General features: G+C 68.4%; 13 protein-coding genes. 5 read left to right on the top strand and 8 right to left on the bottom strand.

The genetic code is table 11. The features are described from left to right. Positions 1-49: 49 nt before the first annotated feature. Entirely contained in the window at positions 50-1,660 is a 1,611-nt protein-coding gene (locus LC438_RS08060) for an ABC transporter substrate-binding protein (protein ID WP_105674459.1), read from the bottom strand. 164 nt (positions 1,661-1,824) lie between these two features. Here LC438_RS08060 and valS point away from each other — a divergent pair, with 164 nt between their 5' ends. Beyond that, complete coding sequence (gene valS, locus LC438_RS08055; protein WP_105674457.1) at positions 1,825-4,419, top strand: valine--tRNA ligase; 2,595 nt, start codon at positions 1,825-1,827, stop codon at positions 4,417-4,419. Continuing rightward, positions 4,419-4,634 (top strand): hypothetical protein, encoded by a 216-nt coding sequence (locus LC438_RS08050; protein WP_223586284.1) that lies wholly within the window; start codon positions 4,419-4,421, stop codon positions 4,632-4,634. Before valS ends, LC438_RS08050 begins: the two co-directional genes overlap by 1 nt. Before the next feature lie 115 nt (positions 4,635-4,749). Here LC438_RS08050 and LC438_RS08045 read toward each other — a convergent pair whose 3' ends face one another. The 4 genes from LC438_RS08045 to tdh all read right to left on the bottom strand — a co-directional run bounded on the left by LC438_RS08045 (position 4,750) and on the right by tdh (position 7,861). Next, complete coding sequence (locus LC438_RS08045) at positions 4,750-4,968, bottom strand: hypothetical protein (RefSeq protein WP_105674455.1); 219 nt, start codon at positions 4,966-4,968, stop codon at positions 4,750-4,752. Continuing rightward, the gene (locus tag LC438_RS08040) at positions 4,965-5,561 is read right to left on the bottom strand and encodes a transcriptional regulator (protein WP_223586283.1); all 597 of its coding nucleotides are present in this window, start codon (positions 5,559-5,561) and stop codon (positions 4,965-4,967) included. Before LC438_RS08040 ends, LC438_RS08045 begins: the two co-directional genes overlap by 4 nt. 61 nt (positions 5,562-5,622) lie before the next feature. Then, positions 5,623-6,801: a glycine C-acetyltransferase gene (locus LC438_RS08035; protein WP_105674451.1), complete on the bottom strand. Its 1,179-nt coding sequence runs from the start codon at positions 6,799-6,801 to the stop codon at positions 5,623-5,625. A gap of 16 nt (positions 6,802-6,817) precedes the next feature. Then, entirely contained in the window at positions 6,818-7,861 is a 1,044-nt protein-coding gene (gene tdh / locus LC438_RS08030; RefSeq protein ID WP_223586282.1) for an L-threonine 3-dehydrogenase, read from the bottom strand. An 81-nt stretch (positions 7,862-7,942) separates the two neighbouring features. Between tdh and LC438_RS08025 the strand changes: the two genes are divergently transcribed. From LC438_RS08025 to LC438_RS08015, 3 genes are read left to right on the top strand one after another with little or no spacing between them, the layout of a single operon-like run. Further along, positions 7,943-8,851: a LysR family transcriptional regulator gene (locus tag LC438_RS08025; protein ID WP_223586281.1), complete on the top strand. Its 909-nt coding sequence runs from the start codon at positions 7,943-7,945 to the stop codon at positions 8,849-8,851. Continuing rightward, entirely contained in the window at positions 8,848-10,899 is a 2,052-nt protein-coding gene (locus tag LC438_RS08020) for a M3 family metallopeptidase (protein ID WP_223586280.1), read from the top strand. The genes LC438_RS08025 and LC438_RS08020 overlap by 4 nt, the downstream gene beginning before the upstream one ends. 4 nt (positions 10,900-10,903) lie before the next feature. After that, positions 10,904-11,398, top strand: coding sequence for a GyrI-like domain-containing protein (locus LC438_RS08015; protein ID WP_223586279.1), 495 nt, complete (start codon positions 10,904-10,906; stop codon positions 11,396-11,398). A 54-nt stretch (positions 11,399-11,452) separates the two neighbouring features. Here LC438_RS08015 and clpX read toward each other — a convergent pair whose 3' ends face one another. From clpX to LC438_RS08000, 3 genes are all read right to left on the bottom strand, one after another. Further along, positions 11,453-12,721 carry an ATP-dependent Clp protease ATP-binding subunit ClpX gene (gene clpX, locus LC438_RS08010; RefSeq protein WP_105674442.1) on the bottom strand — a complete coding sequence of 423 codons (1,269 nt, stop codon included), beginning with the start codon at positions 12,719-12,721 and terminating at the stop codon, positions 11,453-11,455. A gap of 196 nt (positions 12,722-12,917) precedes the next feature. Beyond that, on the bottom strand, positions 12,918-13,769 hold the full coding sequence (locus LC438_RS08005; protein ID WP_223586278.1) for an aldehyde dehydrogenase family protein: 852 nt from the start codon (positions 13,767-13,769) through the stop codon (positions 12,918-12,920). Then, positions 13,766-15,208: an aldehyde dehydrogenase family protein gene (locus LC438_RS08000; RefSeq protein ID WP_223586277.1), complete on the bottom strand. Its 1,443-nt coding sequence runs from the start codon at positions 15,206-15,208 to the stop codon at positions 13,766-13,768. The genes LC438_RS08005 and LC438_RS08000 overlap by 4 nt, the downstream gene beginning before the upstream one ends. Between the last annotated feature and the right edge of the window lie 4 nt (positions 15,209-15,212).

The following is a 15,212-nucleotide window of genomic DNA, read 5'->3' as shown; positions in this document are numbered from 1 at the left end:
CGTTCGCTCGGGACGGCGCTCGTCTCGTTCCCTCGGCGGCGGAGGGGCGTCAGCCGACGCTCACATCGTAGAACAGCGGCCGCCCGTACAGGTCGTAGTCGAGGCCCTTGACCCGCTCGCCCACCGCGGTGATCGCCGAGGGGCTGTAGAGCGGGACGATGGCGACATGCTGGGCGTTCCACTGCTGCACCTGGGTGTAGAGCTCGTCGCGCTTCTTCTGGTCGCTCGTCGCGACCGCCTCTTCGAGGAGCGCGTCGAGGGCGGGGTCGGAGACCTGCGAGGCGTTCTGGAAGCCGTCCGTGTGCAGGTGGTTGCGCAGGAAGTCCGGGTCGACTCCGGAGAAGTCCCAGTCCGTGAGGTCGAAGGTCTTCGGACCGTACTGCTCGTTGTACTTGCCCGGTTCGAGCGTCTCCCGGACGACCTCGAAGCCGATCTTCTTGAGGTCGGACTGGATGGCGTTCGCGAGCGCTGCCCGGTCATCGGGGATCGGGGTCCAGGCGATCCAGCGCACGGAGAGGCGCGTGCCGTCCTTCATGCGGATGCCGTCGGCGTCGCGCTCCGTCCAGCCGGCCTCGTCGAGGAGGGCGTTCGCCGCATCCTCGTCGTAGGGCCAGGTGCCCTCGAGCGATGCGTCGTACCCGGGCGTCGTCGAGCCGAGGATGCTCCACGCCCGCGGGAACTGGCCGAAGAAGATCTCCTCGACGGCGGAGTCGATGTCGATGCCCCGCGAGAACGCCTGGCGCACCTTCTCGTCGGCGAACACGCCGTACTTCTCGTTCAGGTACAGCGAGTACGGCAGACCAGGGTACTCGACCGAGTCCACGGTGACGCCATCGCCCAGTTCCTTCACCAGGTTCGGCGGCATGTTGCTGGCGATGTCGGACTCGCCGCTCTTCACGACTCCGGCGCGGACCGACGCCTCGGGCTGGATCTCGACGCGCAGGGTCTCGACCTTCGGCGCCGTGGCGTCGTGCGGTCCCCAGGCGTAATCGTCGTTGCGGGTGTAGACGATCTCCTGATCGGGCGTGTACTCGGTGAGCTCGAACGGCCCGGTTCCGACGGTGATCCCTGGGCCGCCCGCCTTGAGCTTGTCGGCGGACTCCTTCAGCACCTTCGGCGAGTAGAACCCGAGCTGAGGAGTGCTCGCCGCCTGGAGGAAGGGGGCGTAGGGCTGGGTGAAGGACACCTTCACGGTGTGGTCGTCGACGACCTCGGTGCCCTTGTAGTAGTCGGCGCCGAGCATGCTCGCGGCCTGCGCGGACTTCGTCGCCGGGTCGACGATGCGGTCGAAGTTGGCTTTGACGGCCGCGGCGTCGAACTTCTCGCCGTCGGTGAAGGTGACGTCGTCTCGCAGCGTGAAGGTGTACTCCGTGCTGTCGGGCGACACCTCCCACTTCGTCGCGAGCCACGGGGTGAAGCTGCCGTCATCCTCCTGGAACACCAGCGAGTCGAGCACGGCGCGCTGCACCATGCCGGAGACGTCGAGCTGGCTCACCTGCGGATCCATGTGCCCCGCCGAGAGGTTGGCTCCCTCGATGGACCACACGATCTCGTCAGAGGCGTCGCCGCTGCCGGCGGAGGTGCAGGCGCTGAGAACCAGGGCGGAGGCGGCCGCGAGTGCCACGGCGGGCAGGAGGCGACGCAGGGAGCGTGCGGGCATGGCGATTCCTCAGGAAGAACGGATCGGGATGCTTCGATTCTACGGCGGATTCTTGGACGGGGTCGATGTACGACCCCCTTGTTATGCGGTCGGTACACTGGAGGCACAATCCACACTCAGGCACGCTCACACAGTGCCGCATACATCGCTCGAGGAGACCTCCCATGTCCGCTATTCCCGACAAGCCCGCACTCGAAGGTCTCGAAGCGAAGTGGAACGACGCATGGGCGGAGCAGGGCACCTACCTGTTCGACCGCATCCGCGCCGCGCAGACCGGGCGTGACGGCGTCTACTCGATCGACACCCCGCCGCCGACGGCATCCGGCTCCCTGCACATCGGGCACGTGTTCTCCTACACGCACACCGACATCAAGGCGCGGTTCGAGCGCATGCGCGGCAAGACCGTCTTCTACCCCATGGGCTGGGACGACAACGGCCTCCCCACCGAGCGTCGGGTGCAGAACTACTACGGGGTGCGCTGCGATCCCTCACTCCCCTACGACCCCGACTTCACCCCGCCGTTCGAGGGCGGAGACAACAAGTCCTCGCGCGCTGCCGACCAGCTGCCGATCAGCCGCCGCAACTTCATCGAGCTGTGCGAGCGGCTGACGGTCGAGGACGAGAAGCACTTCGAGGCGCTGTTCCGCCAGCTCGGCCTCAGCGTCGACTGGACCCAGACCTACCGGACGATCTCCGACGACACGATCCGGCAGAGCCAGCTCGCCTTCCTGCGCAACATCGAGCGCGGCGAGGCCTACCAAGCTCTCGCGCCGACGCTGTGGGACATCGACTTCCGCTCGGCGATCGCGCAGGCCGAGCTCGAGGACCGCGACCAGCAGGCCGCGTACCACACCATCGACTTCCCGTTCTCCGACGGCTCCGGCTCGATCACCATCGAGACCACGCGCCCCGAGCTCCTCCCCGCGTGCATCGCGATCGTGACGCACCCGGAGGGACCGCACAAGCACCTGATCGGCACGAAGGTGACCACGCCGTTCTTCGGCGCCGAGATCGAGATCCACGGCCACCACCTCGCGCTCGCCGACAAGGGCACCGGCGCGGCCATGGTCTGCACCTTCGGCGACGTGACGGACATCGTGTGGTGGCGCGAGCTGCGCACCGTGTCGGGCGATCACCTGCCGAACATGACGACCATCGGTCTCGACGGCCGATTCCTCCCCGACGCCCCCTCCTCGGTGGCGGATGCGGCGGCGCAGCAGTGGTACGCCGAGGAGCTCGCGGGCAAGACCGTGTTCTCCGCGCGCAAGGCCATCGTGGAGAAGCTGCAGGAGACCGGCGCGATGACCGCGGTCGGCAAGCCCTTCAACCACGCGGTGAAGTTCTTCGAGAAGGGCGACCGTCCCCTCGAGATCGTGTCGACCCGGCAGTGGTACATCCGCAACGGCGCCCGTGACGCCGAGCTGCGCGATGCGCTCATCGGCCACGGCGCCGAGCTCGCCTGGCACCCGGACTTCATGCGCGTGCGCTACGAGAACTGGGTCGGCGGTCTCACGGGCGACTGGCTCGTGTCCCGCCAGCGCTTCTTCGGCGTGCCGATCCCGCTGTGGTACGCGCTCGACGAGAACGGTGACCGCGATTACGACCGCGTGCTCACGCCCGACCACTCCGCTCTTCCGATCGACCCGACCACCGACGTGCCGGCGGGGTACACCGCAGAGCAGCGCGGCGTGCCCGGTGGTTTCGACGCCGAGGCCGACATCCTCGACACCTGGGCGACGTCCTCGCTCACCCCGCAGCTCGCCGGCGGCTGGCAGCGCGACGAGGAGCTCTGGGAGCTCACCGCGCCGTTCGACCTGCGCCCGCAGGGTCAGGACATCATCCGCACCTGGCTGTTCTCGACCATGCTGCGCTCGACCCTCGAAGACGGCCGCTCGCCGTGGCGCAACGCCGCGATCAGCGGCTTCATCGTCGACCCCGACCGCAAGAAGATGTCGAAGTCCAAGGGCAACGTGGTCACGCCCGCCGACATCCTCGACACGCACGGATCGGATGCCGTGCGCTACTGGTCCGCGTCGAGCCGACTGGGCATGGACGCCGCCTTCGACCCGCAGAACCCGACGCAGGTGAAGATCGGCCGCCGACTCGCCATCAAGGTGCTGAACGCGGCGAAGTTCGTGCTCTCGTTCCCCGTGCCAGAGGGCGCGCAGGTCACGCACGCGCTGGACGCATCCATGCTGACGGCGCTCGACGGCGTCATCGCCGAGGCGACGAGGGCCTACGAGAACTACGACCAGGCCAAGGCCCTCGAAGTCACCGAGGCCTTCTTCTGGACCTTCTGCGACGACTACCTCGAGCTCGTCAAGGAGCGCGCGTACAACCAGAACGACGTGGGTCAGGCGTCCGCGGCCCTCGCGCTGCGCCTTGCTCTGTCGACGCTGCTGCGACTGCTCGCGCCGATCCTCTCCTTCGCGACAGAAGAGGTGTGGTCCTGGTTCGAGGAGGGCTCCGTGCACACGGCATCCTGGCCCGAGCCGCTGGGCATCGAGGGAGACGCCGCGGTGCTGTCGGTGGCCAGCGAGGCCCTGATCAGCATCCGTCGTGCGAAGACCGAGGCGAAGGCGTCGCAGAAGACCCCCGTCGCGAGCGCCATGATCACCGCCCCCGCCGAGAAGTACGAGGCGCTTCAGGCCGCTGCCGCCGATCTGTCGGCCGTGGGTCGCATCGCGGAGCTCGGACTCGCCGTTGGCGACGAGTTCGCGGTCACCGCGATCGAGCTCGCTCCCGTCGAGGCCGTGTGATGCAGCTCGGCACGCGGTGGGCCACGGGGTCGGAGCCGCCGGCGTCGGTACCCGCCGCGCTGCGCCCCTCCATCGCCGAGGTCGAATCGCGCGGTATGAACGGCCACTGGACGCTCACGTGGCTCGAGGGCCGCGCGATCGCCGAGCTCGACGCCGGCTGGGAAGTGCTGCAGACGGCGTCCGGCGACGTCGTGGCGCGTCCTTTCGAGGACTGACCTCCGCTCGCGACTGCCCGGTCGTCGAGCGAGAAGCGCAGCGACGAGACGAAACGCTTCACCTGATGTCTGACATCGGGTGAAGCGTTTCGTGTCTCTCGGTGATGCGGTGCCCTCACCTCCGAGGAAGACCGACCTGGGCGAGGAGGTGCTCGACGGCCCGGGGATCCTGTCTCCGGGCCTGCTGCTCGCGGAGCAGGTCGAGCGCGATCTCCCGGCGCTCGGCCCTGGCGGCGATGCGGCGTTCGACGTAGGCCGTGAGGTGCTCCGCCAGATGCAGGAGGCGGCGCTCGGCCTGCGTCGGCGCGGTGAGGTGGAGAGCGGCGCTGGTCATGATTCCTCCGTACTGGTGGTCGTGGGCAGGTCGAAGAGCTCAGCGCGCAGGGTCACGCGCCGGACGTCGGGGCCGGACTGGCCGCGGTAGCGGTCGACGACCTGATCGACGACGGCGCTGAGCTCGGCCTTGACCTCCTCCATCTGCGCCGCCGTCAGGTCGAGGTACGTCGTCATGATGATCCCGACGTCGCGCCATTCCTCCGGGATTGCGGACTCGTTGCGGTTCAGGTACGCCATCAGCGCCTCGTGACGCAGGCGGAAGAACTCGGCCGTGACGATCTGCGCGGAGGCGCGGTTCGACGGCGTCATCGAGTCGTCGGGACCCGGCAGATCGATGCGCCCCTTGGGCCTCTCCCACCAGCGCTCACGCGCCGTGCCACGCCCCTCGACCTCCTGGATCAGGTCGTGCGCGGCCAGCGCCCGCAGGTGATAGCTCATCGAACCGGACGTCTCGCCGACGAGAGCCGCGAGGGAGCTCGCCGTCTGCGGGCCCCTCTCGCTGAGGAGGTCGAAGATCCGCACGCGCAGCGGATGAGCGAGCGCCTTCAGCGCACCGGGGTCGAGGCTGCGGGACTTCGGGTGGTTCGTCATGCATGCAAAGATACCCTTGCAAAGACTTCTTTGCAAGCTTTTCTTTGCAAGTTTGTCGAGGTCAGCTCACGGCGGCCCGCGCCGCCACGAATGCGGCCACGCAGCGCTCGATCTGCTGCGGCGTGTGCGCAGCAGAGAGCTGCACGCGGATCCGCGCAAGACCCCGCGGGACGACAGGGAAGCTGAACGCCGTGACGTAGACGCCCCTGGCCTGCATCTCCTTCGCGACGCGGGCGGTCAGCGCGGCATCCCCGAACATCACCGGCACGATGGGGTGCTCCCCCGGCAGCAGCTCGAAACCCTCTGCGCTCATCCGCTCGCGGAACAGCGCGGCGTTCTCCCGAAGCCGAGCACGGAGATCGGCGGACCCCTCGACGAGGTCGAGCGCCGTGAGGGTTCCCGCGACGATCGCCGGCGCGAGGGTGTTCGAGAAGAGGTAGGGGCGCGAGCGCTGACGCAGCAGGGCGACGATGTCGGCGTGCGAGGCGACGTAGCCCCCTGACGCGCCGCCCAGCGCCTTGCCGAACGTGCCGGTGTAGATGTCCACTCTGTCCGCGACGCCGCACAGTTCAGGGGTGCCGCGTCCGTTCTCGCCCACGAAGCCGACGGCATGGGAGTCGTCGACGAAGACGAGGGCGTCGTAGCGCTCCGCGAGGTCGCAGATCTCCGCCAGCGGAGCGATGTAGCCGTCCATCGAGAAGACGCCGTCCGTGACGACGACGCGGAAGCGCGCGTCGGCTGCCGCCTTCAGCTGCTCCTCGAGGTCGGCCATGTCGCGGTTGCGATAGCGCAGGCGGCGGGCCTTCGAGAGGCGGATGCCGTCGATGATCGATGCGTGGTTGAGCTCGTCCGAGATGATCGCATCCTCGGCGCCGAACAGCGTCTCGAACACTCCCCCGTTCGCATCGAAGCAGGAGGAGTAGAGGATGGCGTCGTCGGTGCCGAGGAATCCGGCGAGACGACGTTCGAGTTCGAGATGCTGCTCCTGCGTGCCGCAGATGAAGCGCACGCTCGCCAGTCCGTACCCCCACTCGTCCAGCGCGCCCTTGGCGGCGTCGAGGATGCGGGCGTCGTCGGCGAGACCCAGGTAGTTGTTCGCGCAGAAGTTCAGCACCTCTGCACCGTCGGCGACGATCTCGGCGCTCTGCGGTCCGCGGATGCCGCGCTCGTGCTTGGTGAGCCCCGCCTCCTCGATCCCGCTGAGCTCTGCCGTCACATGGTTCTGGAATGTCCCGTACATCGCAAACTCCTTCGCTCTACAGCTGCGTCCAGTCGAGGATGATCTTCCCCGTTCCCGCCGACTCCGCGGCGGCGAAAGCCTTCTCCCAGTCACGCGCAGGGAGCACCTCCGCGATCACGCGGCCGATCGACTCGCGCAGGGTCGCGCTGCTCTGCAGCATCGCACCCATCGCGTTCCACGTCTCGAACATCTCGCGACCGTAGATGCCCTTGATCGTGAGCATGTGGGTGACGAGCTTGCCCCAGTCGATGTCGAAGCCGGCGCTCGGCAGACCGAGCATCGCGATGCGGCCGCCGTGGTTCATGTTGTCGATCATCGCGGGCAGCGCAGTGGCCGCGCCGCTCATCTCGAAGCCGACGTCGAACCCCTCCCGCATCGCGAGCGCCCGCTGCGCGTCGCGGATGTCGCTCCTCGACACGTCGACCACCTCGTCGGCGCCCATCTGCCGCGCCATCGCGAGGCGAGGAGCGCTGACATCCGTGGCGACGATGAAGCGTGCGCCCGCATGGCGTGCCACGGCGATCGCCATCAGCCCGATCGGGCCGCATCCCGTGACGAGGACGTCCTCTCCGATGAGGGGGAAGGTGAGGGCGGTGTGCACCGCGTTGCCGAGCGGATCGAAGATCGCCCCGAGCTCCGGCGTCACGTCGGAGTGGTGCACCCAGACGTTCGTCGCCGGCAGGGAGAGGTATTCGGCGAAGGCGCCGTCGCGCTGGAGTCCGAGGCCGATCGTGCGGATGCACATCTGCCGACGGCCGGCGCGGCAGTTGCGGCAGGTTCCGCACACGATGTGCCCCTCGCCGGAGACGCGGTCGCCGACGGTGATGTCGCGCACGAGCGGACCGACCTCCACGACCTCGCCGTAGAACTCGTGGCCGGGGATCAGCGGCGCGTCGATCGCGGACGCGGCCCAGTCGTCCCAGCGGCGGATGTGCAGGTCGGTTCCGCAGATGCCGGTGCGGAGCACGCGGATGACGACCTCGTCCGCCGCGGCCACCGGATCGGGGCGCTCCACCAGCTCGAGTCCTGCTGCGCGTTCTGCCTTGAACAAAGCCTTCATGCTTCGATCACACCGCACACGACGTTGTAGAGCAATCGCCTCTTCCTGCACGGTCTATGTAGCAAAAGCTAAACTGACGTCATGGAACTCCACCAGCTGCAGATCCTGCGCGAACTCGGAGCCCTCGGCAGCGTCACCGCCGTGGCCGAGGCCTTGAACGTCACACCGTCCGCCGTATCCCAGCACCTCTCCGCCCTGCAGCGGGGAGTCCGCACCCCGCTGACTCGCAGAGACGGCCGACGTCTCGCCCTCACTCCGGCGGGAGAAGTGCTCGCGGCGGCCGGCACGGAGGCGATCGACGCGATGGCCGCTGCACGCAGCGCGTTGGACGAGTTCGAGAGCGAGCCGACAGGCGTCGTCACCATCAGCGGATTCCACAGCGCTGGACAGGCGCTGTTCGGATCCCTCGTGCGCGAGCTGTCCGAGAGCGACGCCGCCCCGACGGTGCAGCTCACCGATGAGGATGTCGCTCAGAGTGACTTCCCCGCGCTCACGGCGCGCTACGACCTCGTGCTCGCTCACCGCATGGAGCACTCCGAGCCCTGGCCGAAAGCCGGCATCCGCAGCCTCACGCTCGTCAGCGAGCCCCTCGACGTCGCGGTCGCGGCAGCCCACCCCCTCGCCGCCCTCGACTCCCTGACCCCAGACGACGTCGTGGAGCAGCCGTGGGTGACCAGCCGCATCGGCTACTCCCCCGATGACGTGCTGCGGGCCGTCTCCGCCGTCGCGGGGCGCGCGCTCGAGATCAGGCATCGCATCAACGACTACGGCGCGGTCTCCGCGGTCGTCGCCGCCGGCGACGTGCTGGGGATGCTGCCGCGCTACACGTCGCGCAGCGTCGACGACCGGGACATCGTGCGACTCCCTCTCCTCGGAGTGAGCACGCACCGGCTCATCGACGTGCTCGCACGTCCGGAGAACCTGCGCCGGCGCTCGGTGCGGATCGTCGTGGAGGCGCTCGAACGGGTCATGGCTAGGCTCAAGGAATGACCGACGCGTCCAACCCGCTGCTGCAGCCGTCTTCGCTCCCCTACGGCCTCCCCGACTACGCCCGCATCAGGCCAGAGCACTATCTGCCCGCGTTCCGGGCGGCGTTCGCTGAGCAGCTGGGCGAGGTCGCGCGCATCACGATGGTCAGATCCATGCCGACGTTCGAGAACACGATCGAGGCGCTGGAGCGCTCCGGGGAGCTCCTCGACAGGGTCGCCCACGCGTTCTACACGGTGAGCTCAGCGGATGCGACGCCCGAGATCCAGGCCGTCGACGAACAGCTCGCTCCGCTGATGGCCGCGCATACCGACGCCATCACCCTCGACGGCGCCCTGTACTGGCGCGTCAGGCTCGTGCACGAGCAGCGGGACTCCCTCGACCTGGACGCGGAGCAGGGCTACCTGGTCGAACGGCGGTTCCGCGAGATGACCCACGCCGGGGCGGCGCTCGACGACGAGGCCAAGGCGCATCTCACGCTCCTCAATCAGCAGCTGTCCACCCTGAGCAACACGTTCGAGCGGAACCTCCTCAACGACACGAACGACCTCGCGGTGGTCTTCGACTCCGCGTCCGAACTCGACGGGCTCAGCGCCGGAGAGCTCTCCGCCGCCGCACGGGCTGCCCAGAGCCGCGGCCTCGACGGGAAGCTCCTCGTGTCCCTCCCCCTCTTCACCGGGCATCCGTACCTCGCACAGCTGCGCGATCGCGACGCACGCCGCCGCATCATGGACGCGTCGCGCAGCCGGGCATCGCGCGACAACGCCGACGACAACCGCCCCGTGCTGCGCGAGATCGTGCGTCTCCGTGCCGAACGCGCCGCACTGCTCGGGTACGAGTCCCACGCCGCGTACGTCACCGCAGACGAGACGGCGAAGACCCCCGACGCCGTCGAACGGATGCTGCGCGCGCTCGCGGCGCCGTCGGCCCGCAATGCTCGCGCGGAGCGAGCGGCGCTGCAGGCCATCGTCGACGGGACCGAGCCGGAGCCGTTCGAGATCGAGGCGCACGACTGGGCGTTCTACACCGAGCGGGTGCGGGCGGCGACCTACGACATCGACACCAGCGCGCTTCGTCCCTGGTTCGAGGCGGAGCGGGTCCTGCAGGACGGCATGTTCTTCGCCGCCACACGGCTGTACGGTGTGACGTTCCAGGAGCGGCCCGACCTGACGGCGTACCACCCCGGTGCGCGGGTGTTCGAGGTCTTCAACGCCGACGGCAGCGCGCTCGGGCTGTACGTCCTCGACCTCTACACGCGCGATTCGAAGCGCGGTGGAGCGTGGATGAACCCCATCGTCAGCCAGTCGCGTCTGCGCGGCACCGCCCCGGTCGTCGTCAACAATCTCAACGTGCCGGAGCCGGGAGACGGCGAGCCGACTCTGCTGACGCTCGATGAGGTGACGACGCTGTTCCACGAGTTCGGGCATGCGCTGCACGGGCTGTTCGCCGTCGTGACCTACCCCCATTTCTCCGGGACCAACGTGTACCGCGACTTCGTCGAGTTCCCCAGCCAGGTCAACGAGATGTGGATCCTCTGGCCGGAGGTCCTCGACAACTACGCGCGGCACCACGAGACCGGCGAGCCCCTCGACCCGGCGATCGTCGACCGGCTCCGCGCCACGGAGACCTTCGACCAGGGACACGCCACCAGCGAGTACCTCGCCGCCGCCTGGCTGGACCAGGCGTGGCATCGGGTGGGTGCGGATGCCGACGTCGACGACGTCGCCGCGTTCGAGGCGGCGGCCCTCACCGACATCGGCCTGAACGACCCGGTGGTCCCCACGCGCTACTCGTCGACGTACTTCGCGCACGTGTTCTCCGGCGGATACAGCGCCGGCTACTACTCGTACATCTGGAGCGAGGTGCTCGACGCCGACACGGTCGACTGGTTCCGCGAGAACGGCGGTCTCACACGGGAGAACGGCGACCGCTTCCGCAACCGACTCCTCGGCGTCGGCGGATCGAAGGATCCCCTGGAGGCGTACCGTGACTTCCGCGGTCGCGATGCCGAGATCGCCCCTTTGCTGAAGCGGCGAGGGCTGGAAGACTGACCGCATGAGCGCGTTCCCCGAGACCCCTTTCGGCCTGATCGACCGCATCGAGCTGGATGCCGCGCCCCTGGCGGTGATCCGCCACGAGGGCATCACGATCGCGGATCTCCGCGACGTGTTCGACGCGGGCTACTCGGCACTGGGGTCGTTGTTCGCCTCGGGTGCCCTGGTGCCGGCGGGCCCCGCGGTGGCCGTGTACCACGGCGATCCGATGCGCGTGTTCGACCTCGAGCTCGGCTTCCCTGTCGTTCTCGCACCCGAGCAGCCGATCCTCGTGAACGGTCTCGAGGTCACGGCATCCGCACTCCCGGCGGGTCCGGCGGCCGCGACGACCGTCCTGGGGTCGTACGACGAGCTCGGCGCCGGCTGGATGGGCCTGTCCGACCGAGCCCGCGCCGAGGGACTCGATCCGAGGGGCATCTGGATCGAGGTGTACGTCTCCGACCCGTCCACGGCGACGGACGCCTTGCGCACGGATCTCATCCTGCCCGTCGCCTGACGAGCACGACGAGAGGGCACGAACGCTCCCGTCGAGGCGAGACCGCCTCGACGCTCAGGCGCTCTTGCGCTTGCGCTCCATCACGATGGTGGGCGGGGCGCCCTCGTCGACGGCAGCGCGGGTCACGATGACCTTGGCGACGTCTTCGGCCGAGGGGATCTCGAACATGATCGGTCCGAGCACGTCTTCGAGGATGGCACGGAGACCACGAGCACCGGTCTTGCGTTCGACGGCGAGGTCGGCGATCGAGCGGAGCGCGTCCTCCTCGAACTCGAGCTGCACCCCGTCGATCTCGAACATGCGCTGGTACTGCTTGACCAGCGCATTGCGCGGACCGGTGAGGATGTCGATCAGTGCGCTCTGGTCGAGCGGCGACACCGAGGTCACGACGGGAAGACGGCCGATGAACTCGGGGATGAGACCGAACTTGTGCAGGTCCTCGGGCAGGACCTCGCTGAACAGATCGAGGTCCTTGCCCTTGTCGTGCAGCGGAGCGCCGAAGCCGATGCCGTGCTTGCCGACGCGCGCCGAGACGATGTCCTCGAGGCCGGCGAAGGCGCCCGCGACGATGAACAGCACGTTCGAGGTGTCGATCTGCAGGAACTCCTGGTGCGGGTGCTTGCGACCGCCCTGCGGCGGCACCGATGCGACCGTGCCCTCGATGATCTTCAGCAGGGCCTGCTGCACGCCCTCACCGGAGACGTCGCGCGTGATCGACGGGTTCTCGGCCTTGCGGGCGATCTTGTCGACCTCGTCGATGTAGATGATGCCGGTCTCTGCGCGCTTGACGTCGTAGTCCGCCGCCTGGATGAGCTTGAGCAGGATGTTCTCGACGTCTTCTCCGACGTACCCTGCCTCGGTCAGCGCCGTCGCATCGGCGACGGCGAAGGGGACGTTGAGGCGCTTCGCGAGCGTCTGCGCGAGATAGGTCTTGCCGCAGCCGGTCGGGCCGATGAGCAGGATGTTGCTCTTGGCGATCTCGACGCTCTCGGCCTTCTGCTCAGCGGTCTGAAGCGTGCCGTGCGCGCGGATGCGCTTGTAATGGTTGTAGACCGCGACGGCGAGGGCCTTCTTCGCGGGCTCCTGCCCGACCACGTACTCCTCGAGGAAGGAGAAGATCTCGCGCGGCTTGGGCAGATCGAAGTCGGCGGTGCCTGTGGCGGCGGACTCCGCCATCCGCTCCTCGATGATCTCGTTGCACAGCTCGACGCACTCGTCGCAGATGTACACACCGGGGCCAGCGATGAGCTGCTGCACCTGCTTCTGGCTCTTTCCGCAGAACGAGCACTTGAACAGGTCAGCGCTTTCACCGATACGGGCCATGCGCGTCCTCCTCAGGATGCCGAGATCGTCATCCGAGCCTAACCTCTGCACCGGACACCGGGACGCATTGGCGCGGTCACGATTGTCTCCGGCACGCATCGACGCCTCCCGCTGAACGACGACGCCCCACCTGACCGACGTCGGCCCGGTGGGGCGTGGACGGTCAGCTGGGGCGTCGGCGAAGCGCTTCGGCGGGTCAGACCATGCTCTTCGTGTGCCAGACGGTCTTCACCTCGGTGAAGGCCCCGATGCGCTCGGGAGAGGCCGAGACGGCGCCGGGGGTGAGAACCCGCTTGAGGGTCTCGGCCGCGGCGATCTGCAGGTCGACCCAGTCCAGGTCACCAGCTCCGGCGAGGTCGAGTGCGTTTACATCCTGGTGGGATGCGAGCCACGGCGCGATCTCGGCCGGCGAACCGGTGAGGACGTTCACGACGCCCCCTGGCACGTCGCTGGTCGCGAGGACCTCGGCCAGGCTGATCGCGGAGAGCGGATGCCGTTCGCTGGCGATCACGACGACCGTGTTTCCCGCGACGAGCGCCGGCGCGACGACCGACACCAGGCCGAGAAGAGCGGAGTCCTGCGGCGCGACGATCGCGACGACGCCGGTCGGCTCCGGCACCGAGATGTTGAAGTACGGGCCGGCGACCGGGTTCGCGTTGCCTGCGACCTGCGCGTACTTGTCGCACCACCCCGCGTACCAGACCCAGAGGTCGATGGCTTCGTCGACCTGTGCACCCGCGACGGCGGCGGACACGCCCTCCTGGGCGACGATCTCGTCGACGAACTGCGCACGGCGTCCCTCCAGGACCTCCGCGACACGGTAGAGCACCTGACCGCGGTTGTAGGCGGTCGCACCGGACCAGCCCTTCACCGCGGCGCGCGCGGCGACGACGGCATCCCGAGCGTCCTTGCGCGACCCCTTGGCCGCGTTCGCGAGGAACGCCCCCTTCGCGGAGAGCACCTCGTAGGTGCGCCCGGACTCGCTCCGCGGGAACGCTCCGCCGATAGCGAGCTTGTAGGTCTTGGGCACGGTGAGTCGCTTGCTCATGATGCTGCTCCCTGGAGGTAGGCGGTCAGACCCTGACGTCCGCCTTCGCGGCCGTATCCGGACTCCTTGTAGCCGCCGAACGGGCTGGACGGGTCGAAGCGGTTGAAGGTGTTGGCCCAGATCACGCCGGCGCGCAGACGGTCGGCGACGGCGAGGATCCGCGACCCCTTGTCCGACCAGATTCCCGCGGACAGGCCGTAGGGGGTGTTGTTGGCCTTGGCGATCGCCTCCGCCGGGGTGCGGAAGGTGAGCACCGAGAGCACTGGTCCGAACACCTCGTCGCGGGCGATCCGGTGCGACGCCTCGACGCCGGTGAAGATCGTGGGAGCGAACCAGAAGCCCTTCTCGGGGATCACGCAGTCCGCGGTCCAGCGCTCGGCGCCCTCGGCCTCTCCGATGTCGCTGAGCTCGCGGATGCGGGCCAGCTGAGCGGCGGAGTTGATCGCGCCGATGTCGGTGTTCTTGTCGAGCGGGTCGCCCAGGCGCAGCGTCGACAGGCGGTTCTTGAGCCTGTCGACGACCTCGTCGTGGATCGACTCCTGCACGAGCAGCCGGCTGCCCGCGCAGCAGACGTGCCCCTGGTTGAAGAAGATCCCGTTGACGATGCCCTCGACGGCCTGGTCGATCGGCGCATCGTCGAACACGATGTTCGCCGCCTTGCCGCCGAGTTCGAGCGTGAGCTTCTTGCCGGTTCCCGCGACGGCCTTGGCGATGTCGCGACCGACTCCGGTGGAGCCGGTGAACGCGACCTTGTCGACGTCGGGGTGGCGGACGAGCGCCGCGCCGGTCGCACCGGCTCCGGTGATGATGTTCACCACACCGGCGGGGAGGTCAGCCTGCTGCAGGATCTCCGCGAAGATCAGCGCAGTGAGGGGCGTGGTCTCGGCGGGCTTGAGCACGACGGTGTTCCCCGCAGCCAGCGCAGGGGCGAGCTTCCACGCGAGCATGAGCAGCGGGAAGTTCCACGGGATGACCTGGCCTGCGACGCCGAGCGCGCGCGGGTTGGCGCCGAGCCCGGCGTAGTCGAGCTTGTCTGCCCAGCCGGCGTAGTAGAAGAACCAGGATGCGACGAGAGGAACGTCGACATCGCGGCTCTCCTTGATCGGCTTGCCGTTGTCGAGGCTCTCGGCGACCGCGAGCTCGCGGGCGCGCTCCTGCACCAGACGTGCGATGCGGAACAGGTACTTGCCGCGGTCCCGACCGCTCATCTTCGACCAGGTCCGGTCGTAGGCGCGACGTGCGGCGGCGACGGCACGGTCGACGTCCTCGTCGCTCGCGGTGGCGATCTCCGCGATGCGGGTCTCATCCGACGGCGAGATGGTCGTGAAGCTCTTCCCCGATCCGTCGACGAACTCGCCGTCGATGAACAGGCCGTAGCTGTCCCTGAGGTTCAGGACGGCCTTCGACTCCGGCGCGGGGGCGTATTCCAGAAATGACATGTTC

Origin of the sequence: Microbacterium sp. OVT16B, assembly GCF_019969705.1 — a bacterium.
GTDB classification, from domain to species: Bacteria; Actinomycetota; Actinomycetes; order Actinomycetales; family Microbacteriaceae; genus Microbacterium; species Microbacterium natoriense.
This window is presented reverse-complemented; position numbering and strand designations above follow the sequence as displayed.

Coding starts and splice junctions, on each gene's coding strand:
- LC438_RS08035 (WP_105674451.1), bottom strand. CDS start 6,801: ATGTACGGGACATTCCAGAACCATGTGACGGCAGAGCTCAGCGGGATC.
- LC438_RS08050 (WP_223586284.1), top strand. CDS start 4,419: ATGCAGCTCGGCACGCGGTGGGCCACGGGGTCGGAGCCGCCGGCGTCG.
- LC438_RS08015 (WP_223586279.1), top strand. CDS start 10,904: ATGAGCGCGTTCCCCGAGACCCCTTTCGGCCTGATCGACCGCATCGAG.
- tdh (WP_223586282.1), bottom strand. CDS start 7,861: ATGAAGGCTTTGTTCAAGGCAGAACGCGCAGCAGGACTCGAGCTGGTG.
- clpX (WP_105674442.1), bottom strand. CDS start 12,721: ATGGCCCGTATCGGTGAAAGCGCTGACCTGTTCAAGTGCTCGTTCTGC.
- LC438_RS08060 (WP_105674459.1), bottom strand. CDS start 1,660: ATGCCCGCACGCTCCCTGCGTCGCCTCCTGCCCGCCGTGGCACTCGCG.
- valS (WP_105674457.1), top strand. CDS start 1,825: ATGTCCGCTATTCCCGACAAGCCCGCACTCGAAGGTCTCGAAGCGAAG.
- LC438_RS08005 (WP_223586278.1), bottom strand. CDS start 13,769: ATGAGCAAGCGACTCACCGTGCCCAAGACCTACAAGCTCGCTATCGGC.
- LC438_RS08000 (WP_223586277.1), bottom strand. CDS start 15,208: ATGTCATTTCTGGAATACGCCCCCGCGCCGGAGTCGAAGGCCGTCCTG.
- LC438_RS08045 (WP_105674455.1), bottom strand. CDS start 4,968: ATGACCAGCGCCGCTCTCCACCTCACCGCGCCGACGCAGGCCGAGCGC.
- LC438_RS08025 (WP_223586281.1), top strand. CDS start 7,943: ATGGAACTCCACCAGCTGCAGATCCTGCGCGAACTCGGAGCCCTCGGC.
- LC438_RS08040 (WP_223586283.1), bottom strand. CDS start 5,561: ATGACGAACCACCCGAAGTCCCGCAGCCTCGACCCCGGTGCGCTGAAG.
- LC438_RS08020 (WP_223586280.1), top strand. CDS start 8,848: ATGACCGACGCGTCCAACCCGCTGCTGCAGCCGTCTTCGCTCCCCTAC.